Below are 24,928 nucleotides of genomic sequence, written 5' to 3'. Positions count from 1 at the left end.
ATTACCTCTGCACGAATAGTTGACTGAAGACGGCACCGCTGCATTCGCCGCGTACCTCATGACCCAGCACTCAGGCACAGCGCGTTGCCCTTCAATATCTGACCCTGCTCTTTAAGGGCCGGCACTTTCAGCGTGCAGGTCTGACCACTCTCTTTACCCCAATTGACCAGCAGGCTTTGTGTGCCGTCCTTGATACGTGCATACAGTTGCCCGCCCTGCCCTACAGTGCCTACCGGGTTACCTGCGTCATCCACCACGGTGGCACCGAACGGCAACGGACTCTGGTCCTTCAAGCGCACGTTCAACAGCAACGCAGTGCCGTGCACCGTGGCGAAGTCCACCGCTACCACGGCACCCGCCCGGGGGGCGATCTTCTGGCTGGTTTCGCTCAGCTCGACGTCCTGGGATATACCGTCCGGGTCGATAGCGACCTCGTTCAACTGATATGGCTGCAGATAGTTGATCACCGCCGAACCGTTGCCATCGAGCCGCAGGCCTGGATAACCCACCACCTTCGCGCCGGCCGCACCGGGGGCGCTGATCACCGCCATGGTTTCACCGGTGTAAGGCGTCAACGTCACACCTTTTGGATGGACCACAATCGTGCCGCCACCGCCCAGGGACAGGCTGCTGTAGCCATCGCCTTCGCTGAGGGAACCGTTGACCCGGGCTTTGGAGCCCATGTATTGGCCGCTGACCGAAGTGTCGGTCGACTGGCTCGCGCCATCACGGTCTGCCGTCAGGCTGTAGCCGTATTGCTGATCTTCACCGGCACTGCCGCTCACGCTCGCCTGCTGGCTGTAGTTTCCCTGGCTGTCGCGCGCCAAACGGCCGGAGAACTGCGGTGTATTGCTTGAGGACCCGAACCCGATCGGCATACTCACGGTAAACAATTCAGTGGTTTGCATCTCGGCCAGGCCGGAGCGGCTGCGACTGAGGTTGAAGCCCAGGCTTACCCGCCCGATCTGTGTGGTGTAGCCCATCTGGTACTGGATATCCTGGCCCGGCTGGTTCCAGTAGTTCTCGGTAAACCCGCTCAACGACAAATGCCCCCAGTTGGCCAGGCTTTGGTCGAGGGACAGGGTCAGGCGACTGCGCGGTTGGCCAAACTGGCTGGTGTCGGTACCGTTCTGTTCCGCATCCCTGAACAGCACGGCGTTGTTGAAATCGAAGTAACCGCGGGTGGAAAAACGATAAGCCGCCAGGGAGAAGTTGCTCCCGGTGCTTTGGACATTCTCACTGAAGGACACGCGCAGGCTCTGCCCCTGCTGGTCACCGGAGCGCAGTTCGGTCTGGGCATGGGTCACGTCGACCCCGAAGGCGCCGATGGGTGTGCCGAATGCAATACCGCCCAGCACCGACAGGTAACCATCGCTGGCCTGGCCACCGGTATAACCGGTCAGCGAGTTGGCCAGGCCGTACTGGTAAGTGCCTTGCAGCAGCTCAACCTGTTTACTGATGTAGTTATTGCGGGTTTCACCGGCTGTCACGCTGAAACGTGAGGTGCCAGGGCGCAACAACTGGTTGACCGAGGCGTAAGGCACTATGAAGCTTTGCTGGGTGCCGTCGGCTTCCAGCACGTTCACTTGCAGGTCGCCGCCATAGCCGGTGGCATACAGGTCATCGATGACAAAGGCGCCGGGCGCCACCGTGGTCTGCAGCAATACATTGCCGCCCTGGCTGATGGTCACTCGAGCATTGGTGCGGGCGATACCGCGCACCACGGGCGCATAACCGCGCAGCGCATCCGGGAGCATGCGGTCATCGGTCGCCACCTCGACGCCACGGTAGGCCAGGGTGTCGAAGATCTCGCCGCTGGTGTTAGCTTCGCCTACCGTCAGCTGGCTCTTCAAGCCTGTCAGGTCGCGTTGGGCAAAGGTGTTGATTTCCTGGTATTTGCTGCCAGTCAGGCTGTCCCAATTGAACGATCCATTGTGCCGCAACCGCCAGTCACCCACGTTCAGCCCCGCGTTCAAGCCGAGATATGCAGAATCGTCAGTGCCTGAAAGGGATTTGTTGTGGTTGGCGTTGAAGTCATAGCTGAGCATCCCTGCGGTCACGCCGCGGTCCCATAATTCAGGGCTGACGTAACCTCGTGCGTTACGCCGCAAGGCCGCCTGCGGAATGCTGAAGTCCAGTAGCTGGGTGTCGGTGGAAAACAGCGCCGTGGCACCATCGATCAGCTCATTGATGACCGGGCATGGGTCAGTCGCCAGCTTGGCAGTTGCCGTCGGCGACAGGGCTTCTACGTTTACGCCCATCAGTTCCAGCATCCTAGTGTCGACACAGACCCTGGGGTTCCTGCCCTTGGCGTCGGACACGATACGGATATCCTGACGCATGCTCAGGTTCGAGTTCACCAGAATGTCGGCACGGTACGTACCCGACATCACCGGGTTCCCGCTCTGGAACAGCGTCAGGTCAATTCCGCTCGAGCCTGCCGGAAGAAAAGAGTTATCGAACTGCACGTCTTCAGCCACGGCGTAAGGCATCAACAATGCACTGACAATCAGTAAAGTTCGGCGACCCCAAACCGGCAAATCGCTGGCGTGGGCGCAAGCGATTTCCTTCCGGCGCGCGCGCAGAAGAGACAGCGTAGTCATAAATTACCCGGACGACGGAGGGTGAAAAACGATTAAGGCCTGATAGGCCTAAGGCATGACGGATTCGTGGGTAGGAACCAGAGCGCCGTAATCATTGATGGCGCTGTATTCAACTTTGGCGCCGGGTGCCGGCATCGACTTCAGGCCGGGCAAGGCAAAGATATGGGTCTCACCGGGCGCAATCATTCCCGCCTCACTCAGTATCCGCTGGCCGCCGTTAACCAGCACCAGGTCACTTTGTGAAACGTAAAACGCCGTTGGGTTATAGGCCTGCAGCCCATAGGTACCATTGGGTTGCGCAACAACCTTCCACTGCAGCGCCTCGATGGCCGCTGACGGTGTGCCAGGTAAATTCGCTGGCCGATAAAACACTTTGATTCGCGAGCGAAAGGCCATTTGCAGCATGTTTTGATCGCTGGTGGCCTTGACCGGAATTTCCAGCACATTGAGCCAGAACACAGACTCCTTGTCTGAAGCCAGCGCAGTACCTGTGAACATCAGGCGCAGGCTCTGCCCCTTGTCAGCATCAACCCGGGAGACCGGTGGCGAAATCACAAATGGCGCTGAAGAATTGCTTGGCGTGGACGCGGGATCACCGCTATCAATCCACGACTGAACCAGTACGGGCTTGGTGCCGTTGTTGTTAATCTTGACGGTGACTTCCTTTTTATCCGCCGGAAAAATCACACGAGTGCCGGTGATGACGACCGAAGACATCGCCTGGGAACAACCCAGCAGGGCCGCCATCATCACGACATAACGACACCAGGCTTTTTTACGCTGCATATCACTCTCTCCCAACATCGTCGGCGCATCTTCCAGGTCCTGAAAGATGCGCTGACCGCGCAGCTTTTACTGATAGTTGATCGAGTAGGTAACCGAACCCACGACAGTACCGGCGGTGGTTGCCGCGCTGGCAACGTACTGAACGGCGTACGGCAGCACGGCAGTGGCGCCGGTCACAGCGGTACGTGCAGTGTTAGCGGTTTGGCTGGTATCACCGGCCTTGATCACAGCACCATTGGAGTCGAGCAACTGCAGTTGCACGCCAGTCGCATTACCGGTGTTGCGGATGTTCTGGGTGGTCGGGTCGACGCCCGCGCCCGCTTCAAATATCGCAGCGGCGGTCGCAATAGTGCCCTGGCAGCCGCTCAGGTTAATGGTGAAGTTGGTGGCACCAACAGTCGCCCCCGCGCTTGCCAGCGACGCAATCGAGAACGTCGGAAGCGTTACGGTGCCCACATTGCTCGTGCCATTGACCGAAGTGGTGCAGGTTTGAGCCGTCAGTTGGCCACTGAAGTTGATAGTGCCATCGGAGGCTTGTGCAGCAGACATCACGAATGCGGAAGTCGCCGCTGCAAGAACGAGGTAAGTACGGTTCATAAGTTTCCTCAAAATCATTAGTTGGATAAATGCCTGGCAGGCCACTCGCAATTGCAATATGGCGGTGCGTTGTGCACAGAGTGAATGATGTTTCTTTTGGTGAAACCCTTCAAATTGAAAGGTCCTGCAAAAGCTCCGGAAATTTCCTACCAGAGTTAAGACTCTTCCGAAGGCTTGAACTTTTAATTCGTATAAGTGCAGTCATACGGCTTTTTGGTTTAAATGGATATATCAAAGACTTGATCAGCGATATCGCTCTCAACTCCTTTTGGGCTTTAGTTATAGGCGATGGAATAGGTAACCGAGCCCACGACGCTGCCCGGCGCAATAACATCGTTGGCGATGTACTGGACGCCGTAAGTCATCACGCCACCGTTGGTGGCGAGATTGGTAATGGCCGGGGTCCGCGGTTGTCCCGGATCACCGGCCTTGATCACATCGCCGCCGGAATCAAGCAACTGGAGCTGCACGCCGGTGGCACCACCGGTGTTAATAATGTTCCGGGTGGTGGGATCGACGCCTGGGCCGCTCTCAAAGTAAGTGGATGCCGTCTTGCCAATCACACTATTGCCCGTTAAGTTTTGCAGGAAATCCTGGATGTTACTCCCAGTGCCGCATGCACTCAGCCCAATGGTGAACTGGGTTCTACCCGCGGTGGCGCCTACGGCGCCGAGGGCCATAGTGCCCAGTGTAGGCAGCGTGACGGTGCCCATGTTGCTGCCACCGTTCACACTGACGGTACACGTCTGCCCAATCAGTTGGCCTTTGAAGTTAACGGTGCCATCGCCTGCCTGCGCAGCCGGTATCACGAAGGTCGACGTCAGCGCTGCGAGCGCGAAGATGCGGTATGTGCGCGTCATAAGTTGCCTCGAAAGGTTAAAACATCATTGATCGAAATGCTCGGCGAACCGTTCACTGCTTCGCTGTGACTGCGCACCTTGCATGCAGTGAATAATGTTTTTCCCGGCCAACCCCTTCAACGTTAAAGGTCCCTTTGCAATTAGGGAAAATTCCGACTGAAGCAATGACATTTCCAGCACCGTTAGTATTTTTCCTGATACACCTGTAACTAAACAGACACCCGCTGCTTGCCATAAACCTCATGCAACTCGACCTTGTCGATAAAGCCCATTACTTGTTTGATGGCCTCTCGGTCCGGCGGACAAGGCAACTCAAAGCGCATCGACGATGATGACGACTCAACAGTGGAAAGCACCTGCAGCGTATTGCCCTGGTAAACCAGTAAATGTTTGATCGCCGGCGAACTTCGTACTAACTGCTCAAGCACTTCGCCTGCGTTTTCCAGCACGACCTGGTGAATAATCAGCAGGTCAAACGGGCATAACGCGTTATCCAGAATCACCAATAAATCCCGGAATGATGTCAGCGGGGCAACACGACTGTAGCCAAGGCCCGACAGGTTCTTTTCTATGCTGACTAGCCTGGATTGTTCTTCGTCGACCAACAAAACACGCAACTTTGGATTCACCATGAAACACCCTTCCTGGCCCACGAGAAACTGAACACCCAGTAAGCATTCAGCCGCATTGATGGCCTGTATTCAGACGTTGTTGATCGACGCGCGCTGCGAGTCCAGCCACAACAGCACCCGATTGGCGCTCATGGGCCGCGCACAGAGATAACCTTGAGCGTGCACACAGCCCAGCTTGATCAATGACTGGCGCTGCTTTTCGGTTTCGACACCCTCCACCACCACCGACATGTTCAGCGCCTCACCCAGCGCGAGGGTGCTGCTGACAATGGCGCGATTGGCGGCGTTGGTATCGAGGTCCTGAACGAAACCGCCGTCGAGTTTTATCTCGGTAAAGGGCAGCTGGCACAGGCGCTCCAACGATGAGAACCCCACGCCAAAATCGTCGATGGACAATCCGGCGCCCATCATCCGCAAACGGATCAGGCTCTCCAGCACCGCCGGGGAAGTTTCGAGCAAACCGCTTTCGGTAATTTCAAAGGTCAGGCAGGACGCCGGTACCTGATAGCGTTCAATCAACAGACTAATGCCGGTGACCAATTGCGGATTGCTGAACTGCTCTGCCTGCAGATTGAATGCAAGGTTCAATTGGCGCCCGGTTGCCAGGACTTCCTGCCACACCATCAAGCCCTGTTCAAAGAGCGCGAAAAACAGATCGTCCATCAAATAGAAGCTGTTTAACAACGGCAAAAAGTCGCCAGGCGACAACAAGCCATAGCTTGGGTTGTCCCACCGCGCCAAGGCTTCCAGGCTGTCGACCGCACCAGTGACCAGATTGAATTTTGGTTGAAAAAACGCCTTGAACTCGTTATCCAGAATCGCTCTTTTCAATTCGGACTGAGTAAACCACTTCAAATTGATCGAGTTGGAAACGTCGGTCCTGCGCACGGCAACCGACTCCAGGAAAGCACCGACCATCGGGCCCAACTCACTGGCGCGCACGGGCGTATCGACATACCCCAACACTTTCACGCCGTGCATCGACAGCATCCGGCCCAACGCCCCGTGCAAGTTCGCCGGGTACACACTGCAAATGATCAGTGCCTTCAGGAAGCCGCCACGGCTGAGGTCCTCGATCACAGACAGGCCCTGGGTGCATTGCAGTTTCAAGCTGCACAACACGATATCCACCGGTCCTGTACGTGCCAGCATCTCCAGCGCGGCAGCCCCGTCAGCCACCGCCGTCACGTCTTCACAACCGAGATCCTGAAAAACGCGGGTGGCGATAAGTCGTTTGAAAGGCTGTTCTTCGATTACCAGAACGCGTATCGGTAGGAAAGACATGGCGGCTTTTACACAGATGATGGGGACAGGTAAATTATTGCGCCCCGCCCCCGCCGTGTATTTAGGATTGCTCCTAATGGCCTTTGGAAAAAACCTACACGCTCAATGGAAATTTCCTGCTCATTCGGAAATTTCCGAACCTCCATCCCACCGGGCGTGACCCCATTTCACACCAGGGCAATCAAGGCCGCTTTCAGTGAGATCATGGCTTGCTCCAAGGCCAGGGTGGCGGCAGTCAGTTGGGCAGGCGTCGCCTCTTCACAGGCCGCCTCCAGCTGCGCACAACGAATCAGCACGTTCTGCGCACCGACAATCCGGCCGCCGCCCTTTATCCGGTGTGCCAGCGTTGCCAGCCCTTCGACGTCCTTGTTCGCATAGCATTGCATCAACACGCCCATGTCCTCTTCCAGGCTGAGTGCCAGGTTCTTGATGATGGTGTTCACCGACTCCTCGTCGCCCCGCGCCAATTGAATCAGCGAGGTCAGGTCGAGGTTGATCCCCTGCCCCACCATCGCCATTGGCGCTTCATTCGGATGTATCAGTGGCTCGATGACAGTCAATCGGGCACTCAGTTCTCCGAGCCGGATGGGCTTGAACAGGCAATCGTCCATGCCTGCGTTCAGGCACCGCTGTTTCTCTTCCGGCTGGGCATTGGCGGTCAAGCCTACGATCACGCAGGGTTTCGAGCCCTGACGCTGCTCTTCGTCACGGATGGCGCGGGCCAGGTCGTAGCCATTCATGATGGGCATATGGCTGTCGGTGATCACCACGTCATACGCACCCTGGCGCCACGCTCTCAGGCCATGTGCACCGTCCTCCGCATCACTGACGTCATGTCCCAGGTAAGTCAGTTGCTGCGAAAGCAGCAAACGGTTCGCCGGGTAATCGTCGACCACCAGTACGCTCAAGCGTTTGGCACGCACTACCGGTGCTATCGAATCCGCGATCGGCGGACCAAGGCTCTCAAGGACTGGCAAGCGCAACGCAACATCAATACGGGTACCGCGCCCCAACTCACTGGACAACGTCAACTGCCCGCCCATCATCTCGCACAACTTGCGGGAAATGGCCAAGCCCAGCCCGGAGCCCGTACGCATGGCTTCCGCTGGTTGGCCGACTTGGGTGAAGGGGCTGAACAACAGGGCCTGATCCTCCGGCGAGATGCCAATGCCGGTGTCGATGACACTCATCGTCAGGTCCAGCTCGGAGCCGGCCACAACCGGTGTGCAGCGCAGGAAAAAACGCACCTGGCCTTTAACCGTGAATTTGATCGCGTTACTCAGCAGGTTCGACAACACCTGCTTGACGCGCATGGCGTCGACGAGCACGTCGCAGTCGGCCTGGGGGTCGAGTTCAATCTGCAGTTCGAGAAATTTTTGCTGTGCCACACCGTCGAAGATGCGCGCGACCTTGAGTACCTCGTCATGCAAATTCGCTCTTTTCGGGGCCAGCGTCAGTTGGCCTGATTCGATGCGCACGATGTCGAGGATATCTCCCAGCAAATCCACCAGGCTGTTGGCCGAGCTGGAAGCAATGTCCAGTGACACCCGATCGATAATGCCTTGCTCGGCGCGTTTGGTGGCCATTTCGAGCATGCCCAGCACCGCGTTCATGGGCGTACGGATTTCATGGCTCATGGTCGCCAGGAACAAGGTCTTGGCGTTGTTGGCGTCGTCCGCTTCTTTTTGCGAAGCCTTCAACTGAATCATCAACTGCTCGCGGTCGCTGACATCGACCCATCCCGCAATCACCCCGACCGCTCGCCCCCGCGAGTTGAAACACGGGAAAATCCAGTAGAAAAGCGCCAGCGTTTCACCGTAGGGCGCCACCAGGCTACCGCTGCCGATCATCGGGATGCCGTCGCGCACGACCCGCAGGTAATGCTCATGGTACTGCCGGGACTCGGACAGCGGCATCAACTGCAACTCGGTAATTGGCTTGCCAATCACCTGGTCCAGGTCCATGGAAAGGAAGTCCAGGTAACTGTCGTTACACGCGACCAGCCGGCCCTCATGATCGCGGATGAACACCGGCCGCGGGACGTTATCGAGCATCAGGCGCATGTTGGCGACAAAGGTTGCCAGGACCCGGCGCGGGTCATCGGCCCTGCGACGCCACAGCATCACCGCAAGGTGCCAACAGATGATGGAACCCACCCCCGCAAGCACCATGCCCCAATAGAGCGTGGATTTACCCTGGGTACGGAACACCATGTCGAGTTCGAAGTCGGAAGTCCCTGCTATGTGCGGTTCGGCGCGTACCAGCAACGGCAGCCCGGCCATCAGCAACGCGGCAACAATCGTTTTGGCGGCTTTCATCAGATAATACTGTTGCGCTTGGCCACTTCCGAAAGTGACACGACGGATGTCACTTCAAAGCGCTCCAGCAGTCGCGTCTTGTACGTGCTGATGGTTTTATTGCTGAGCAGCATGGAGTCGCCGATTTCCTTGTTGCTGAGCCCCAGGGCAAGGTGCTTGAGGATCACAAGTTCGCGATCCGACAGGTTTTCGATCACCCGCGCTTCATTCATTTCGACGTCACTGCGACGAACCGAACCGATCGCCAGGTTGGGGAAATGCGTGTAGCCGGACATCAGCACTTTCACAGCGCGACGCAAGTCGTCCAGGTCGTCGATTTTCGAGATGAAACCGGCAGCACCGGCACTCATGCAACGCTTGAGATACAAACCTGCTTCCAGGGACGTCAGTACCAGGATTCGCGTGGCGATATTCAGATCGACGATGCGCCTGATGACTTCCAGCCCATCGAGCTTGGGCATCGAAATATCCAGCACCACCAGGTCCGGCAACTCCTGACGTGCCTGTTGCACGGCGTCGGCACCGTCGCCCGCTTCTACCACCGTTTCGAAACCTTCCTGTTTCAAGACCATTTTGACCGTCGCCCGAACTATCGGGTGATCGTCCACTACCAGCGCCTTGCGCATATCTATCTCACTTATTCTGTTTATCTGGACACAGATCACGAAACGAGAAGGCGTAGAGGGAGGCAAGCGACTACACCGGCAAAGTCTAGTCCAACCGCACCTGAACAATGCAGGTTATTTTGCCCTTCGCGCGTTGTGATTTTCAGATTGACTGAGTCAGTCCAGCCACTCTTTCAAGCGGCGTGCACTCATGGGTTTTGCCAAGTGAAAACCTTGTGCAAAGGTCCCGCCCATGGCGAAGGCCTGGTCACGTATTTCCTGGCTGCTGACACCCTCGATCACCAGGTTGATATCCAGCGCCCGGGCCAACGCAATCGTGCTGAGCATCATGGCCCTGCTGTGCAGGTCGGACAAATCCTGCACAACCGAACTGTCGAGTTTCAACTCCTGGAAAGGCAATTGGCACAGCAGCGTCAACGAGGAAAATCCTGTGCCAAAATCGTCGATGGACAAGCCGCATCCCAGTAGCCGCAAACACAGCAAACTTTTCTGGGTGGCCACCGACATATCCAGCAGGCCGTTTTCGGCCAACTCAAACATCAGTGCGCAGCCGGGTAGATCGTGCTCGATCAACGCGTTTTCGATGTGCAGTGCCAAATCGAAACGGGCCAATTGCGAGGCGTGGAGGTTGAACGCAACCTGCAGCGTGATATTACGTCCACGCAGGGCAACCAGCAGGTCAAGCCCCTGGGCGAAAACCTGCTTGAACATCTCGTCGATCAGGTCGTAGGCCAGCACTGCCGGCAGGAACTCACCGGGCAGTAACAAGCCACGGGTCGGGTGCTCCCAGCGCGCCAACGCTTCCACGCCGCACAGGGCTCCGGTGCGCAAGTCGAACTTGGGCTGGAACCACGCCTTGAACTCTCGCGCTTCCAGGCCCTTTCTAACCTCGGACTCGGTAGGCAACTTCAAGGAGTCCGGGGCCAGCAACGGTGCGAAGGTTTTGTGCTTGATGTAGTCACGCAGAATCGAGCTCAAGTCATGCAGGGGCGCGTCAGGCCCCATCACGCCGATCAGCCTGAGCTGTGAAAACTGATTGATACACTCCACCGCGCGCAAAAACTGAGGCTCAAGCGTCGAGCCTAAAACCAGCGCATTGACCAGGCGTGCCCGTCCTGCGGCTATCATGAAATCGAAATAGCCACGTTTCTCGTGGCTCAAGTCGCAGATGACAATGTCCACGCCTTCTGCACGGGTGATGAGGTCCAGGGCTTTGTCACATTCGGCCGCATGGAAAACCGCGCGCACACCCAGCTCCGCCAACATCTGAGTAATGGCTTTGCGGCGTGGCAGGCGATCCTCAAGTACGAGGATTCTTAAAGAAATCATGTCGGTACAGGCCTTGTTTTCGTTGCGGCCATGCTGCCGTCTTTATTGACGAATTACGAAAGCCGTTTTCCTGCATATCGCACGGAAATTTCCGAGGGTATGGCAGAAGGCTTTTATTCGTCGGACTGGACACCTGGTGTCGACGGCCCTGCCTGTAGAAGGCGCCTACTGATAAACGAACGTAACGCCGATAACGGACTGCACATTTCCTGCGACTACCTGCCCACTGGTCCTCGCGTAGGAGGCCGTCATCCCAAGTTCCACGGGACTGACCCCTACTGAACCCATTGAGATACTGTTGTTGGTAGCAATCACGCCATTGGGGTTAGATAGCTGCACACCAATTCCTGCTGCGGGGGAGATGGAAGCCGTATTGCTGAAGATTGTGTTGGCGCTGTCTGTCGTCGGGCCAGTCAGGAAATAGGAAAGGTTTTGATTTTCCGCACAGTGGACATTCAACGGGACTGCCGCGGTTCCCGGATAATCAGGAAGGGTGACGGTGACATCGCGCGCCGAAACATCACAACCCCCCGTGGGAACAACAACGGTGTTGTTGGCATAAATGTTCCAGGTAATGAGTTGGTACGGAACGGAGTTGACTTTCTCCATCGTGAGAATGGCCAGCAACTGCCCCGATTTGACCGTAATTCCTGAGGCGCCACTGCCGATAACTTTTAAATACAGTATGGTATTCCATGGCATGGGTGTGCCCCATGTATGGTCGACCGTAATCGTGGGTGTGTTAATAGGGAAGTCATACGACGCCCCGTAATAGCTTATGCTGCCAGCAAGATTATTGAGCGGTCCGGTGTATTGGCCGGAAATAATCCTTATAGGGTCTAGAAAGTGAGCCGGGTCCTCGTTCACACAGCTTATACTGTTGCCCAGGTGAACGACAATGTTTTGGCCTATTTGAACGGACGGATCGAGGTTGACATAGACGTTATTGCCGCCACCGCCATCGACAGTAATAACGCCGTTCACATAGCACAAAAAAGCATTGGCACTGGTTGAAAGCCCCAAGGTTAGCAACAGCACTAGCACGGCGCTGATTTTCATCTTCATTTGTCGCACCTTTACTAGGAGTATGTATACGTAACGTTAATCGTGGCTTGAATACTGCCTTGCTTTGCATTGCCATTGACGGATAATGCACGCACCTGCAGCGACAGGCTCGCTGACTGCGTCGACCCATCTACATGGACGGTAGTGGAATTGCCATTATTCAAGTTGTTGCCGTGGGTATCCTGCAACTCCAACTGAAGATTGAGCGCGTCGCCCTGATTCTGGTAGTAGCCGGTGTCGTCGGCAACGCCTGTAAATGTCGCTGTTACGCTTGATGTTCCCACCGGGCAGTTAGTCAAACCCAGCGTCACCCAGTACCAGCCTGAACTTGATCCTGCCTGACTGAAATTGGCGGCAAACAGGTCTCCCAGAGCAACGGCTGCCGGTGGGGTTGAGACCGTACAAGGTTGCGCTACAACTCGCCCATTGACCGTAATGGTCACGTCTTCCGCATGGGCGTTGATGATTCCGGCAATCAGTAATAATCCTGCCAACAGGATTGTCTTCATAGCGTTCATTCCCAGCCTCCTTTATTGAAACTCGAGCGTGAAATTGGCAGTCGCATTCACAACTCCCGCCGTCACAGGGGAATGGGTCGCCATCAGGCACGCATAAAAATTCAGGGTATTTGATTGGCCCGCGATCAGGTGCGTCCAGCGGAGGGATTGTTCAGTGGTGTTTAAAGGGATTGCCTGTTTGTCACTGTTCAGTATCTGTATGCCCATACCGCTGGCGGCATTAACGCCATCGTCAATTTTAAGCAGTGCGATATTGTCATTGTCTGATGTGCCACTGTAGCCAACCCGGACGCCAGTCGTTGAGCCACCGCACTTATCAAAGACTATCGTGAAGGGAACAGGAACAGTCGTCGTCCCCACATGATTGAGTTGTTTGGACGCATTACTCATCAAGTCCACAGTAAAGTCTTTGGAGTCGACCGACACCGAACAGGAATTGTCTTTAAGGTAACCGGTGATAGAAATGCTGGTGTCCGCTGCATAAGATTGATTCGCGAGGCACGGCATCAGGCACAGGATACAAAGGTACTTTTTCATGGCTGGAGCATCCTGTTTTGATTACTGGCACGTCGCCGAGGCATAACTCAAGGCCTGCGCCAGGCTGTCGGCCGGCAGGCTGTACGTTGCGGTACAGCGATCGTTCGTACCGTCCCCCCACTTCACGCTTATTTGCCCTGTCGGCGACAGCCCGGTCAGATAGACTTGGCCACCTTCGGCAACAATGCTCCCCCCCAAGCCCTCGCCGTATGAGGCGATCGAGCCGAATGGCACCGGCTTGTCGTTGTGGGTCAGCGTCATCAGGACTTTCATCCCGACGCGGGCTTTAAAATCAGCACGCACAACTGCCCCACGCGTCGGCACGACGCTCAATATCGGGTCTTCCAATTCAATGTTATTGGCCAGCGAGTTAGTGTTCAGGGCTATCCGGTTCTCACGATAATCCGTCGCATACGGGAGCACCGCATATCCCCTCCAGTCGGTGCGTATGCCGGTCTGGTTTTCGACGGCGACATGCTCTGCCCCCGGTACTTTTATCAGCACCATGGTGTCGTTCAGCGGCTGACTGAAGGTCACGCCATCCGCGTGCGCCAATACGCCACCGCTGACGCCGTAATACACCTGGCTGTAGTCTTCACTGGTGCTGTACCCGATATTGGAATTGCCGTAGGGACCGCGATAGTTCAAAGAGGTGTTGCCGGTTTTCGAAGCGTCTTCGACACCACCACCGGCGTATCCGGTTTGTACGCTGTAACTGAGGTTGTGATCATCAAGCAGCGTGCCATAGAGCCCTGCCGTGCTGGTGTCCCGACCTTTTAAATCACTGGATGTATTGAAGCTGGCATTGGTGTTTTTAAAGGATGAGTGACTGTCTGAACGCATCCAGTGGCTAAACGGAATACTGAGATTGATCGCCAGCAACTGATCTTTATTGTCCGCCCAGGCGCTCTTTGTCAGGCTGTAGCTCACCCCCCAACTAATGTCTCCGATTGTACTGTTGTACCCGAGCTGGAGTTGTTCGTCCGACTGCCGCGTTCCCCAATAGCTCTGTTGGCTACCGGTTAAATACACCGTAGACGTCTTGCCCACCTGTTGTGTCAACGTGGCCTGGAAGCGACCACGCTTGCTGTAGTTCAGATTGTAGGCATCCGTGATCTGCGGCGTTATCTGAACCGATTGATCCTGGCTGACCAGCGTGAAGCCACTCATGTGGCTCCATGCCGTGTCAGCCAGGGTGTAGAAATTTTTCGTCGAGTAGCGGTAGCCCAACAGTTGCAGGTTGGTCCCCCACTGGTTGATGGACTTATTGTAAAGAAACCGCAGGGACTGCCCTTGGTGTTGGGTGTCGTCAGGCAATATCGCACGGGCCTCGGTCAGGTCGGCCGATATCGCGCCGAGGTCGCCCAGGTTCTTGCCCAAGCCAATGTCCAGGGCGTGATAGTTGTTCGAGACCTGCGTGCCTCCGAAGACTGTCCAGTCATGAGGCAAACCCCAAAATGCGGTGCCTTGGAGAAACTCCGGCGTGTCTTGCTGCGCATTGCCGCTGCGATACTGCCCCCCCGTCAGCGAATACTTCAGTTGGCCTTCACGCTCCAGCATCGGCACAGATGAATAAGGCACCGTGAACGATTGCGTTGAACCGTTAGCCTCTACAACCGTGACCTGTAAATCGCCGCTGGTGCCTGGTGCATAGATGTCGTTGATGGTGAAAGCACCGGGGGGCACGGTGGCCTGATAGATTTCATACCCATTCTGTTTCACCGAAACCTTGGCTGTGCTTCGCGCGATACCGCGCACAACGGGCGCAAAGCCTCGCTGACTGTCCGGGAGCATGTTGTCGTCCGACGCAATTTGAGCGCCCCGGTAGTTAATACCATCGAAAATATCGCCAGCGGTGAAACCGTCACCCAGGGTCAATCGGCTGTGCCACGAGGAAATGCCCCGCTCCACATAGGTGTTGGTGTGTTGCCACTGGTTCTGCGTCACGCCCGCGCCGTGGCTGTAGCTCCACGTGGTGGTGTCCCTTAATCGCCAGGCGCCCAGGTTGAGGCCGCTTTGCAGGCTGAGGTATGAATAGTTGGACACCCCGCCCTGCTCGCTGCGCACTTCGCTGCCGGTGTAGTTGTAATTGAGCAATCCCGCGGTAATGCCGTCATCCCATAGATCTGGCGAAATATACCCACGGGCCTGGCTACCCATGAATGCCTGGGGAACGCTGAGGTACAAGCGTTGCAGGCCAACGTCAAATCGGCTGGACGCATCATTGATAAACCGGGTGAATGGAACACAGGCGGTGCTCTTCATGGCAACGACATCGGGCAATGCGAGCGTATTGACGCCAAAAGAAGACAATTGAGAACGCGTCAGGCACGGTTCCAGTTTCTGCCCATCGGCGCTTTTATCAAAGGCAACATCCCGGGTCGCCATGTACCCATCGTTCATATAGATGTCGACACGGTAAGTGCCGGGAGGCGCCTCCAGGCCTTTTTCAAAGCCGGACAGATCCGCGACTGATGCAGGATCATCGGACAGGAAGCGAGGATTGAAATAGTTGTCTGCTCGCGCAGAAAAAACGGGGCCTGCCAGAAGCAATGCCAAGGGTGACAACAGTAATCGGTTAAGTGCTAATTCCCGGATTCCATTTTTCATTTTGCGTTATCGCCAGTTCCATAACCCAGGTACGACATAGCCCCTCCCGCGCAAAAAAACGTGCAGGCTCTGGATTGACCCGCCTGATGCAAGGTCCATAATCAAGGCTTGATTAGCACAGCAATGTTTACTGAAGAGTTCCCTTCAGCACTGCAGTCAATGCGCCGTAATCGTTGATAGTTCGATAATTAATCGCACTGGCTGTACTTCCAAGCAGGTCGACGGTCACAAAACCCATTGGCGGAACCATGGTATTTGCCAGCGCCTGTGTGCCGGCGTTCAGTTCTGTGATGGTCAGGAAGTAAGGGGTTGGATTAGTAATGAGCAGCGATTTTCCGCTGCGCTTGAACGTCAACTTTGCCGGTGCATCTTCCGGGGAGATCCTGAGGTCTCGTGGTCGATACAGGAGTTTTATCCGGCTGGTAATCGCCAGTTGCAGCGTATTGTCTTTTTGTTGCGCTTTATCTGCAGAAGGGATTGCCTTTACGTTGATCCAGAATAAACTTTCGCGATCTTTTACCAGGTTATTGTTGGTGGCATCGACAATGCGCAGCGTATTGTCTTTTTTTCCCTGCATCACAAACAATGGCGGTGTAATGACAAACCTGCCATCTTTCTTGCCATCACTGTTCTCGACCCATGACTGGATAAGATAGGTGTCTTTGTCATTATTATTGCTTAAACCCAGCGCCGTCTGTTTCTGATCGGCCGGGTAAATAACGCGCGTCGCACCCAGGGCCACGCCCGCTTCCACGCGATTGGCCAGAAGCACCACCGCCAACGCGAGCACGGTTCTAATTGTCTTTGCGGTCATCATCATTTTTTCACGTCAATCTTGTAGGCGAACACGAACCTTGTGCGAAGATGGCCTCCCTGGCCTGCGCACATCCTTGTCAGTTGCTCGTTACTGGTACTGCACTTTGAAGTTTGCGTTGGCGTTCGCAGTACCCGCAGTGGCTACGCCTGTGGCGATGTAACGTGCCTGGAACGGCAAGGTGTTGGTGCCATCATTCAGGGTCAACGGCTCGCTGAACGTCGCGCCGTCGAACGTCAGAGGAGTACCTACGCGGTCCAGCACCTGAACGCCGACGTTGGTGGCAGCGCCGGCAGCGGAGCTTTCCAGAGCCAGTGCTTCGGTGTTGGTAGGGTCAGTTACACCAGTGAAGGCGACGGAGGCTTGAGTTGAAACTTTGGTATCGCAGTCATTCAGCTGGATATTAAAGCCAACGGCGGAGCTGGTCTGGCCGGCCGCGCTAAGTGCTGCGGTTCTTACCTGGCCCAGTTGTACAGTCTGGTCAGCAGAGCCGGTATCGACGGCGCAAGCCGCGTTAACAACTTCACCTTGGAAGTGAATGGTGCCACCATTAACGGTTACATCGTCGGCGTGAGCCACACCCACGGCAAGCAGTGAGACAGCTATTACACTGTTAATCAGATTGATTTTCCGCATAAATCTAAACTCCATATCTTTGGGGATTCCAGTACTTGGTATAAGGCAACTCAAGCACACGAACTATAATTAGATAGTCCGGGAATAAGAATGGAGAGAGATCCCGCCAGTATTTATGAAACCTCTTGGGTTTAAAGCGATAATTCGGCACGCAGGAGAAATTTCCGTACACGTGCCGGGAAGATCTTATTACAACTAGCCACGCACGTTCAGTACTTCATCGGCGAACGACTCACTGCCCGCAGCGCCACCCTTCAGTCGGACACGGCCGGGCCCTTTTGCAACGCAACCGTTGTCGCCCCCGCCGCTGCTAATCAGCGCTACCTTGCACGCGTCCGCCGATAAATCTGTCATTCGAATGCAATAAAACCCTGCCTAAGATCCGGCCATGGATCTCCACTATCGGCCTTTGAGGTTTATCCCCGGGCCGATTTTCAAAGTCAGTTATCTACGCGCGTAGATAACTGTAGAAGCAGAGCAAACACACCTAATGGTCATGTCCGGGCCTTCCTTGGATCAGGAGTTTTTTGATGTCGACAGTTGCAAGTGCTACTCCGTCCGGTGCGCCTATCCCATGGGGCGCAGCGGATGAAAGCTTGATAACCCCGCAAGGACGCCGGGAGTTGTATCGCGCCACCCTCGCCTGTTGGCTTGGCACGGCCATGGAGTACGCGGACTTCGCCCTGTATGGCTTGGCTGCGGGGCTTATCTTCGGGGATGTGTTTTTCCCCAATGTGTCGCCCGCCATGGCGTTGCTTTCCACCTTCGCGACCTGGTCGGTGGGGTTTGTGGCGCGGCCGATCGGTGCGCTGTTCTTCGGGTGGCTGGGTGATCGCAAGGGCCGCAAGGTGGTCATGGTCTCTACCGTCGTGTTGATGGGCGCTTCCACCACGTTGATCGGCTTGATCCCCAGCTACGCATCCATCGGTATCTGGGCGCCGGCATGCCTGGTACTGCTGCGTTTTACCCAGGGCTTTGGTGCAGGCGCCGAATTGGCCGCAGGCACGGTGATGCTGGGCGAATTCGCACCTGCCAAACAACGCGGCCTGGTGTCGTCGGTGATTGCCATGGGCTCCAACAGTGGGACCTTGCTGGCTTCATTGGTGTGGCTTGCCGTGGTGCAAATGGATCAACAGCAACTGCAGGAGTGGGGATGGCGCATTCCGTTCCTGTGCAGTTCGCTGATTGCCCTGGCCGCGCTGTGGCTGCGTCGCAACCTGCGGGAAACGCCGGTGTTCGAGCTTCGAAAGGCCCAATTGCAAGCGCAGCGCGATAACGCCCTCACTGCCCCTGTACAGCCCATTGGCTTCTGGAAAGGCAGCCGGGCATTTCTCACCATGGTCGGCTTGCGCATTGGCGAGAACGGCCCGTCTTACCTTGCCCAGGGTTTTATCGTCGGCTACGTGGTGAAGGTGCTTGCGGTGGATAAATCCGTCGCAACCCAGTCCGTGTTGATCGCCTCGATCCTCGGCTTTTTGATCATCCCCCTGGCGGGCTGGCTGTCTGACCGGTTTGGTCGACGCATCGTGTACCGCTGTTTCTGCCTGCTGTTGATGCTCTACGCCTTCCCGGCGTTCATGCTGCTGGATTCCCGCGACCCGGCCATTGTCATGGCTACCATCGTGGTCGGCATGGGCCTCGCTTCACTCGGTATCTTTGGCGTACAGGCAGCCTGGAGCGTAGAAATATTCGGCGTCAAAAATCGCTATACCAAACTGGCCCTGGCCAAGGAGCTGGGCTCGATCCTCTCGGGCGGTACCGCGCCTCTGGTGGCTGCCGCGCTGCTGACCTGGACCGGTCACTGGTGGGCGATTGCCGGGTACTTTGTCGCCATGGCCGGGATCGGTTTCGTGACGACCTTTGTCGCCCCGGAAACCCGTGGCCGCGACCTTAACGCGCTGGAAGATGCGATCTAGTTTCATCCCCCTGAATAACCACTGACGCCTCGCAGAAAGGCGCAAACCCGCACGACGGTTCAACCACCAGTCGGGCGAAGCCATGCCTGTAAATCGGCAATCCATAGGAGCATTGACATGAAACGGTCCACCCTCGCACTGGCAGTGACTACCAGTATCGTTGCGCAACAAGCACTGGCCGCAGGCTTTATCGACGACAGCACGGCGTCGGTCAGCGCGCGTACTTTTTACCTTCGCAGTGATAACCCCAACACCCCGGGCGTTGATCAGAACGAACTGACCCAGGGTTTCAAACTCGACTATCTCTCCGGGTTTACCCAGGGCACTGTCGGTCTCGGCCTCGACGTTCAAGCCATGCAGGCGTTCAACCTTTCCGGGGGTACCCAACACCCTAGCGCCAGCACCTCGAACTCACTCGCACCGGTCGATTCGGACGGCACGCCGGTGGACAGCTGGAGCCGCCTCGGGGCCAACGCCAAGCTTCGCGTGTCCAAGACCGAGTTCCATGCCGGCAGCGCGCTGCAGCCTAACCTGCCGATCCTGGTGGCCAACGACGGCCGGTTGCTGCCGCAAACCTTTGAAGGCGTGACGGTAACGTCCAAAGACATCGATAACCTGACGATCAATGCCGGGCAACTCAACCGCTCCACGGGGCGTGCGTCGTCCAACTCCACAGGGTTGGCCATTGCCGGTGGCACCCAGGACAGCAACTCATTCACCTACGCCGGCGCCGACTGGAAAATCACCCCCACCACCACCCTGCAGTACTACCGCGCCGACCTGAAGGACTATTACACCCAGGATTTTTTTGGCCTGTTGAACACCACGCCGTTGGGTGAAAACTCCCGCTTTAAAACCGACCTGCGCTACTTCAACAGCAAGTCCCAGGGTAAAAACGGCACCACGGGCTACCTCTTCAATAACAACGGCGGCTACGCCAGCGAGCCGGGCAAAGTGGATAACACCACCTGGAGCGCAGCGTTCACCTACTACCTGGGAGGCAACGCCTTCATGCTCGGTCGCCAGCAGGTTTCCGACTCGGGCGGCACTGTTTACCTGAACCAGGGCAACGTAGTGAGCGGCGCCGGCAACAATGAAGGCAACGGCGGCGCAAGCGTCTACCTGATTACTGACGTGATGGATAACTCGTTTATCCGCGCAGGTGAAAACACCAACTTTGCCCAGTACTCCTATGACTTCGCGGCGCTGGGCGTGCCCGGCCTCTCGGCCTCGGCGTTGTACCTGCATGGCGACAACATCCGCTCGGTGGACGGCGCCAGCCGCTACTCGGAGTGGGAACGTGACATGCGGATCGACTACGTGGTGCAGAGCGGTCCGTTGAAAGGGTTTGGCACCTCGTTGCGCGAAGGCAGTTTCCGCAGCGGCATTCCCAACGTGGGTGCGGTGGACCAGGCGCGTGTGATCTTCAGCTACACCTACGCGATCTTCTGACCCTGAAGGGGCTGCGGGTGTCTAAGCGAAGCCGTACACAGGTCATCAAACTGAAATACACCAGCAGTGATAATGCCGCCCATCTCAGCCCCTTCTCTTGCCGTAAACATCTACGCGGGTAGACCTGTTACCGGGTACCGCCCGCGTGTCCATCGACTCACAGGAAATGGCAGGTCGCTTTGACAAAACAGTATCCCACCCGGGCCACACGCGATGATGTGGCCCGCGAAGCAGGAACCTCGGTCGCGGTCGTCAGCTATGTGATCAACGACGGCCCAAGGCCCGTCGCCAAGGCGACGCGCCAGCGTGTCCTGGATGCCATAAAACACACCGGTTACCGGCCCAATGGCGTCGCCCAGGCACTGGCCTCGGGCAAAACCCGCACCTATGGGCTGGTTGTGCCGAATATCTCGAATACCTTCATCGCCTCCTTCGCCCATGCACTGCAACAGGAAGCATTGGACAACGGCCTGGTCATCCTGCTGGGCGATTCCGGTGACTGCCGCAAGCGTGAACTGAACCTGATCAACAACCTCCTGAGCCAGCGGGTCGATGGCCTGTTCTACACCAGTGTCGACCGCCACCCGCATATCGAGCTGATCCAGGCCAGCGGCACGCCTTTCGTGATGCTCGACCGGGTCAGCCCCAGCCTGGCCGTCAATATGCTGCGGGTCGACGAGCGCGGCGCAGCACGTCAAGTTACCACCCATTTGTTGAGCCATGGTTACCGCGAAGTAGGCATCATTTGTGGCCCCCTGGAAATGCTCAACGCCCAGGACCGCTTGAACGGCTGGCGTGACGCACTGGCTGACCACGGCATTGAAGAATGCGCCGAATGGATATTGCCCGCCAGCTACACGCGGCAAGGTGGGTATGACGCAACACAGCGCATGTTGGCCGACGGCCCCCCCGCCCGCGCGCTGTTCTGCTCCAATGAAGCGCAAGCCATCGGCTGCATTCGGGCCCTGGCGGAACACGGCATAAAAGTCCCCGAACAGGTCGCGCTGGTGTGCTTCAACGGTACCGAGGAGTCGGCGTTTTATGCACCGTCACTGACCACCGTGTGTCAGCCGGTCGGAGACATGGCCAAGGCCGCCATTGCGATGCTGCTGGCCTGGAATGGCGAGGTGAAGCTGCAAGAGTTTTCTCACCGCCTGGTCATTGGCGAGTCCTGCGGATGCGGCGCTGTGCAAACACCGCGAGTCTAAAAAAGAAGGTGAAATGAAACGTTTAATTATTGATTGCGATCCCGGAAACGGGATTGCAGGCGCCAACGTTGACGACGGTCTGGCATTGGCGCTGGCACTGGCGGCACCCGAGCTGTCGCTTGAACTGGTCACCACTGTGGCAGGCAACACGCCCAGCGCCGTGGGGTACAACGTCGCTAAAGACCTGATGGCCAGAACCGGCCGCTCGCTACCCGTGGTCAGGGGCAGCAACCAGGCACTGCAGGAACCCGGCGGCCCCTGGCGCGATGCTCTGGACAACACCGTCCACAAGCGCCAACTCGCGCATTTATGGAATGGCGTGCGCCCTCCCCTTGATTTCGAGGCTCCGGCCCAGGAAGCGGCCGACGCCATAGGCCAGTTGATTTGCGCAAACCCCGGGGATATCACCCTGGTGGCGATTGGGCCGCTGACCAACGTGGCGCTGGCGATTGAACGCTACCCGGACATGATCAAGGCAGCCAGGCAAATCGTGATCATGGGCGGTGTTTTTGCCCTGGATGACTTCATCAAGGACACCAACTTCGGCTTCGATCCGGAAGCGGCAGACCTTGTCCTCAGTTGCGGTGCGAATATCACCCTGGTGCCCCTGGATGTCACCACGCAAACCTTGATGACTCACCAGGACCTGGACCGTATCCAGCAACTCGATACGCCCCTCGCCAATTTTATCTGTGAGACGTTCAGGCCCTGGATCGATTATTCAATGGCCACCCGCAGCCTCGCCGGTTGCTGGATCCATGACGCTTTGGTGATTGCCTGGTTGCTGGATCCGCGCGTGGCTAACGCCACGCAGTACTACACGGAGGTAGAACTGCGCGCCGGCCGCACGCGCGGCAAAACCTGGCGTTATAAACAGCCCCTGCGGCTGGACGTCGCTATCACGCCGCCCACCAGCGGCCTGGTCAGCGTTTTGCAAACCGTGGACAACCGCTTGCTGCTGGAAATCATCGAACGGTACTTGTCGATGGCGCCTCTCAAATCATCGGCGAACTACTGACTACCCGCAGCGCCAAGCCTTCATACGCATCCAGGGTGATGGTGAAATCACCCTCGGGTGTCAGATCGCCCTCCACCCGCTCATTGATGATGTCCACCACCGGCCCGGGCGCAATATCGGGCAGGTGCAGGGTTTCAGTAATCGGCGTCGAGCCGAAGTTCAGCGCCGTGATCTGGGTACCTTTGCCCGCCGGCAGCTCGTGCACCATGATCAACAGCCCCGGGTGCTGCACATCCGGCACCAGGATCTGGCGGCTGGCGGCGATGTCGTAGGCTCGGCGCACCGCGAGGATTCTTTGCAGTTGCGAGGCAAACGAATCCGGGTCGGCCAACTGGCTGATCAGGCTGCCATACAAGGTTTTCGGACGCGGCATCTGCCCGGCGGATTGCTCCGCATCCGGATTCAGGTCCACCAGGTCATAGGCGCCGCGATGGATCCAGCGTGTGTCGCCATCCAGCATCAAGTGGGCCACCTCCTGCGCCGGTAACGGCAATGCGCCCACCAGGTCCCAGCCGGACAGTGCAAACACCCCCGGTTGCATCGCGTTGTACATCACCAGCAGCAGGTGAATCTGGCGGATCTGCTGGATATCCGCCGGGGTAATCGCCTCAAGGTCGCGAATGCCCAGCGCCGCCGTGATGATGCTGGCGGTGGTGCAGGACACGCCGTTGGTCACGAACTTCAGGTTATACGGCGCGTGTTCGCCAGCCAGGCGTTCGTACATCTGCTCACGGATATGCTCGCGCAGGATGCCGCCGGGAAAGGTCTGCCCCTGATAGAGGTAGGTGTCATGGGCGTGCAACGTCCAGAAGTGCACCAGTTCCAGGGTCAGCTCGTCATGGTTCTGCAAGGCGTGGATCAGCGAGCCGGGGTCGATGCCCAGGGTGTGCATCTCCCGCAGCATCAGGCGCAGGAATTCGGTGTCGCCCATCAATAACGCGTGCTGGTAAGCCGGGCGCGTGATGAAGTCGTAGGACAGGTCTGCGCCGCCGTGGGACATGGCGGCGATGTCGTCCACCGTCAGGTTCAGTTCCTGGAAGCTGAAACCGCCCGCCTTGCGAATCGCGCCGCCCAGGATCTGGTTGCCGGTGATGGACAGCGGATGGCTCTCAGACCAGGCGTTACCTTCCAGTTTTCGTTCCACGCCGAGGAAACCGTTGGCATCCAGGCGCAGGATTTTCGCCCCCATCACGTCGATGGCGTGCAAGGCGTCGCCAATGATCATCTGCTGCGCGGCGAAGGTCGGGTCCAGCCAGTTCAGCGACGGCTGCCCTTCCTTGAAGTAATGCAGGTACACCCAGCGGCGGGGCTTGCCGTCCACGCCGATGACCATATCGGTCGCGCTCCAGTCGGTTTCCTTGACCCCGGGCTCGAAGAAGATCACCCGTTGCAACTGGCCGACGATGTAGTGCTTGTCCCTGAGCACGTCGACCTGCTGCGGGCTGAGGTTCTGCGCATCGCGGCCCTCGCTGATATCGGGTAGCAGCGGCCAGTCTTCTTCGCGGATCTCCACCATGTGGTAGAGCCCGGGATAGTCTTCGTAGGCCATCTCGGCCAGGCGGAAGTCTGCGCCCTTGCCGGTGTGGGACGGGATCACATCGTCAATGATCACCGCGTTGTGCGCGGCGGCCATGCGAGCCAGCGCCTGAAGCTGGGCTTCGGTGCCCAGTTGCGGGTCGATGTCGAAGCTGATGCGGTCAAAATTGCCGTCAATGGTGGGAGTGTGCTCGGTACCGGATAGACCGCCCGAGCGTTTCAACGGGCCGTTATGGATGCCCTGGATGCCGATTTTCGACAGCGCGTGCCACAAGGTTTCATCGCCCAGGGCCTCCAGTACGCTGCCGTTCTCGCGGGTGACGATGGACGCCGGATAGGCCGTGAACCACACCGATGCCAGGGCTGAAGCATCACGGGGCCGGGTATGGGCATATGGCTGTTGCCACAACCGGCCTTGCCCCGAATAAAGCCTGGCGCGCTGCTTGGCGGCATGCAGCATCGATTGTTCCACCAGCCAGGCCACATGTTTCTTATCGGCGTCCGTCATAAATCAATCACCTGCACCCATGAAGTAGTCGGTTGCGGTGGCTGCATATGAACCACCGTTCGTTACTGTATGAGG

General features: G+C 57.3%; 20 protein-coding genes. 4 read left to right on the top strand and 16 right to left on the bottom strand.

Annotated elements, in window-relative coordinates; all coding sequences use genetic code 11:
* Nucleotides 1–56: 56 nt before the first annotated feature.
* The 15 genes from ACW9I6_RS01030 to fimA form a co-directional block, all read right to left on the bottom strand.
* Entirely contained in the window at nucleotides 57–2,492 is a 2,436-nt protein-coding gene (locus ACW9I6_RS01030; protein WP_003217730.1) for a fimbria/pilus outer membrane usher protein, read from the bottom strand.
* A 159-nt stretch (nucleotides 2,493–2,651) separates the two neighbouring features.
* Nucleotides 2,652–3,389 (bottom strand): fimbrial biogenesis chaperone, encoded by a 738-nt coding sequence (locus tag ACW9I6_RS01025; protein WP_003217732.1) that lies wholly within the window; start codon nucleotides 3,387–3,389, stop codon nucleotides 2,652–2,654.
* Between the two features lie 66 nt (nucleotides 3,390–3,455).
* Complete coding sequence (locus ACW9I6_RS01020) at nucleotides 3,456–3,986, bottom strand: fimbrial protein (protein ID WP_063030192.1); 531 nt, start codon at nucleotides 3,984–3,986, stop codon at nucleotides 3,456–3,458.
* Between the two features lie 275 nt (nucleotides 3,987–4,261).
* Nucleotides 4,262–4,846 (bottom strand): fimbrial protein, encoded by a 585-nt coding sequence (locus tag ACW9I6_RS01015; protein WP_457338718.1) that lies wholly within the window; start codon nucleotides 4,844–4,846, stop codon nucleotides 4,262–4,264.
* A 209-nt stretch (nucleotides 4,847–5,055) separates the two neighbouring features.
* The gene (locus ACW9I6_RS01010; protein ID WP_003217737.1) at nucleotides 5,056–5,478 is read right to left on the bottom strand and encodes a hypothetical protein; all 423 of its coding nucleotides are present in this window, start codon (nucleotides 5,476–5,478) and stop codon (nucleotides 5,056–5,058) included.
* Nucleotides 5,479–5,547: 69 nt separating this feature from the next.
* On the bottom strand, nucleotides 5,548–6,762 hold the full coding sequence (locus ACW9I6_RS01005; RefSeq protein ID WP_023658837.1) for an EAL domain-containing response regulator: 1,215 nt from the start codon (nucleotides 6,760–6,762) through the stop codon (nucleotides 5,548–5,550).
* Nucleotides 6,763–6,929: 167 nt separating this feature from the next.
* Nucleotides 6,930–9,080: an ATP-binding protein gene (locus tag ACW9I6_RS01000; RefSeq protein WP_003217742.1), complete on the bottom strand. Its 2,151-nt coding sequence runs from the start codon at nucleotides 9,078–9,080 to the stop codon at nucleotides 6,930–6,932.
* Nucleotides 9,080–9,706 (bottom strand): response regulator transcription factor, encoded by a 627-nt coding sequence (locus ACW9I6_RS00995; protein ID WP_003217743.1) that lies wholly within the window; start codon nucleotides 9,704–9,706, stop codon nucleotides 9,080–9,082. The genes ACW9I6_RS01000 and ACW9I6_RS00995 overlap by 1 nt, the downstream gene beginning before the upstream one ends.
* A gap of 156 nt (nucleotides 9,707–9,862) precedes the next feature.
* A complete protein-coding gene (locus ACW9I6_RS00990) occupies nucleotides 9,863–11,035 on the bottom strand; it encodes an EAL domain-containing response regulator (protein WP_023658838.1) in 1,173 nt (390 codons plus the stop codon).
* Between the two features lie 165 nt (nucleotides 11,036–11,200).
* Complete coding sequence (locus tag ACW9I6_RS00985) at nucleotides 11,201–12,100, bottom strand: fimbrial protein (RefSeq protein WP_301051134.1); 900 nt, start codon at nucleotides 12,098–12,100, stop codon at nucleotides 11,201–11,203.
* A gap of 14 nt (nucleotides 12,101–12,114) precedes the next feature.
* A complete protein-coding gene (gene fimG / locus ACW9I6_RS00980) occupies nucleotides 12,115–12,618 on the bottom strand; it encodes a type 1 fimbrial minor subunit FimG (protein ID WP_003217749.1) in 504 nt (167 codons plus the stop codon).
* A gap of 12 nt (nucleotides 12,619–12,630) precedes the next feature.
* Nucleotides 12,631–13,155, bottom strand: coding sequence for a type 1 fimbrial adaptor subunit FimF (gene fimF, locus ACW9I6_RS00975; protein ID WP_457338717.1), 525 nt, complete (start codon nucleotides 13,153–13,155; stop codon nucleotides 12,631–12,633).
* Between the two features lie 21 nt (nucleotides 13,156–13,176).
* Nucleotides 13,177–15,765, bottom strand: coding sequence for a fimbrial biogenesis usher protein (locus tag ACW9I6_RS00970; protein ID WP_457338716.1), 2,589 nt, complete (start codon nucleotides 15,763–15,765; stop codon nucleotides 13,177–13,179).
* 127 nt (nucleotides 15,766–15,892) lie between these two features.
* Entirely contained in the window at nucleotides 15,893–16,585 is a 693-nt protein-coding gene (locus ACW9I6_RS00965) for a fimbria/pilus periplasmic chaperone (RefSeq protein ID WP_003217755.1), read from the bottom strand.
* Between the two features lie 84 nt (nucleotides 16,586–16,669).
* Nucleotides 16,670–17,215, bottom strand: coding sequence for a type 1 fimbrial major subunit FimA (gene fimA, locus ACW9I6_RS00960; protein WP_023658841.1), 546 nt, complete (start codon nucleotides 17,213–17,215; stop codon nucleotides 16,670–16,672).
* Nucleotides 17,216–17,745: 530 nt separating this feature from the next.
* Here fimA and ACW9I6_RS00955 point away from each other — a divergent pair.
* From ACW9I6_RS00955 to ACW9I6_RS00940, 4 genes are all read left to right on the top strand, one after another.
* On the top strand, nucleotides 17,746–19,131 hold the full coding sequence (locus ACW9I6_RS00955; RefSeq protein ID WP_457338715.1) for an MFS transporter: 1,386 nt from the start codon (nucleotides 17,746–17,748) through the stop codon (nucleotides 19,129–19,131).
* Between the two features lie 117 nt (nucleotides 19,132–19,248).
* Nucleotides 19,249–20,583: an OprD family outer membrane porin gene (locus ACW9I6_RS00950; protein ID WP_457338714.1), complete on the top strand. Its 1,335-nt coding sequence runs from the start codon at nucleotides 19,249–19,251 to the stop codon at nucleotides 20,581–20,583.
* Between the two features lie 179 nt (nucleotides 20,584–20,762).
* Nucleotides 20,763–21,791 (top strand): LacI family DNA-binding transcriptional regulator, encoded by a 1,029-nt coding sequence (locus ACW9I6_RS00945; protein ID WP_457338713.1) that lies wholly within the window; start codon nucleotides 20,763–20,765, stop codon nucleotides 21,789–21,791.
* A 13-nt stretch (nucleotides 21,792–21,804) separates the two neighbouring features.
* Nucleotides 21,805–22,809 (top strand): nucleoside hydrolase, encoded by a 1,005-nt coding sequence (locus ACW9I6_RS00940; protein ID WP_457338712.1) that lies wholly within the window; start codon nucleotides 21,805–21,807, stop codon nucleotides 22,807–22,809.
* Here ACW9I6_RS00940 and treS read toward each other — a convergent pair.
* Nucleotides 22,787–24,853: a maltose alpha-D-glucosyltransferase gene (gene treS / locus ACW9I6_RS00935; protein ID WP_457338711.1), complete on the bottom strand. Its 2,067-nt coding sequence runs from the start codon at nucleotides 24,851–24,853 to the stop codon at nucleotides 22,787–22,789. The two genes, ACW9I6_RS00940 and treS, sit on opposite strands and share 23 nt — an antisense overlap.
* Between the last annotated feature and the right edge of the window lie 75 nt (nucleotides 24,854–24,928).

The sequence above is a fragment of the Pseudomonas sp. SDO5522_S412 genome (genome assembly GCF_054071215.1).
This window is presented reverse-complemented; position numbering and strand designations above follow the sequence as displayed.

Bases quoted from the DNA above. Each gene is read 5' to 3' on its own strand.
- ACW9I6_RS01030 (WP_003217730.1), bottom strand. From the start codon at position 2,492: ATGCCTTACGCCGTGGCTGAAGACGTGCAGTTCGATAACTCTTTTCTT.
- ACW9I6_RS00985 (WP_301051134.1), bottom strand. From the start codon at position 12,100: ATGAAGATGAAAATCAGCGCCGTGCTAGTGCTGTTGCTAACCTTGGGG.
- ACW9I6_RS00965 (WP_003217755.1), bottom strand. From the start codon at position 16,585: ATGATGATGACCGCAAAGACAATTAGAACCGTGCTCGCGTTGGCGGTG.
- treS (WP_457338711.1), bottom strand. From the start codon at position 24,853: ATGACGGACGCCGATAAGAAACATGTGGCCTGGCTGGTGGAACAATCG.
- ACW9I6_RS01015 (WP_457338718.1), bottom strand. From the start codon at position 4,846: ATGACGCGCACATACCGCATCTTCGCGCTCGCAGCGCTGACGTCGACC.
- ACW9I6_RS00955 (WP_457338715.1), top strand. From the start codon at position 17,746: ATGTCGACAGTTGCAAGTGCTACTCCGTCCGGTGCGCCTATCCCATGG.
- ACW9I6_RS00940 (WP_457338712.1), top strand. From the start codon at position 21,805: ATGAAACGTTTAATTATTGATTGCGATCCCGGAAACGGGATTGCAGGC.
- fimA (WP_023658841.1), bottom strand. From the start codon at position 17,215: ATGCGGAAAATCAATCTGATTAACAGTGTAATAGCTGTCTCACTGCTT.
- fimG (WP_003217749.1), bottom strand. From the start codon at position 12,618: ATGAACGCTATGAAGACAATCCTGTTGGCAGGATTATTACTGATTGCC.
- ACW9I6_RS00950 (WP_457338714.1), top strand. From the start codon at position 19,249: ATGAAACGGTCCACCCTCGCACTGGCAGTGACTACCAGTATCGTTGCG.
- ACW9I6_RS00970 (WP_457338716.1), bottom strand. From the start codon at position 15,765: ATGAAAAATGGAATCCGGGAATTAGCACTTAACCGATTACTGTTGTCA.
- ACW9I6_RS01025 (WP_003217732.1), bottom strand. From the start codon at position 3,389: ATGCAGCGTAAAAAAGCCTGGTGTCGTTATGTCGTGATGATGGCGGCC.
- fimF (WP_457338717.1), bottom strand. From the start codon at position 13,155: ATGAAAAAGTACCTTTGTATCCTGTGCCTGATGCCGTGCCTCGCGAAT.
- ACW9I6_RS01005 (WP_023658837.1), bottom strand. From the start codon at position 6,762: ATGTCTTTCCTACCGATACGCGTTCTGGTAATCGAAGAACAGCCTTTC.
- ACW9I6_RS01010 (WP_003217737.1), bottom strand. From the start codon at position 5,478: ATGGTGAATCCAAAGTTGCGTGTTTTGTTGGTCGACGAAGAACAATCC.
- ACW9I6_RS00990 (WP_023658838.1), bottom strand. From the start codon at position 11,035: ATGATTTCTTTAAGAATCCTCGTACTTGAGGATCGCCTGCCACGCCGC.
- ACW9I6_RS01020 (WP_063030192.1), bottom strand. From the start codon at position 3,986: ATGAACCGTACTTACCTCGTTCTTGCAGCGGCGACTTCCGCATTCGTG.
- ACW9I6_RS00995 (WP_003217743.1), bottom strand. From the start codon at position 9,706: ATGCGCAAGGCGCTGGTAGTGGACGATCACCCGATAGTTCGGGCGACG.
- ACW9I6_RS01000 (WP_003217742.1), bottom strand. From the start codon at position 9,080: ATGAAAGCCGCCAAAACGATTGTTGCCGCGTTGCTGATGGCCGGGCTG.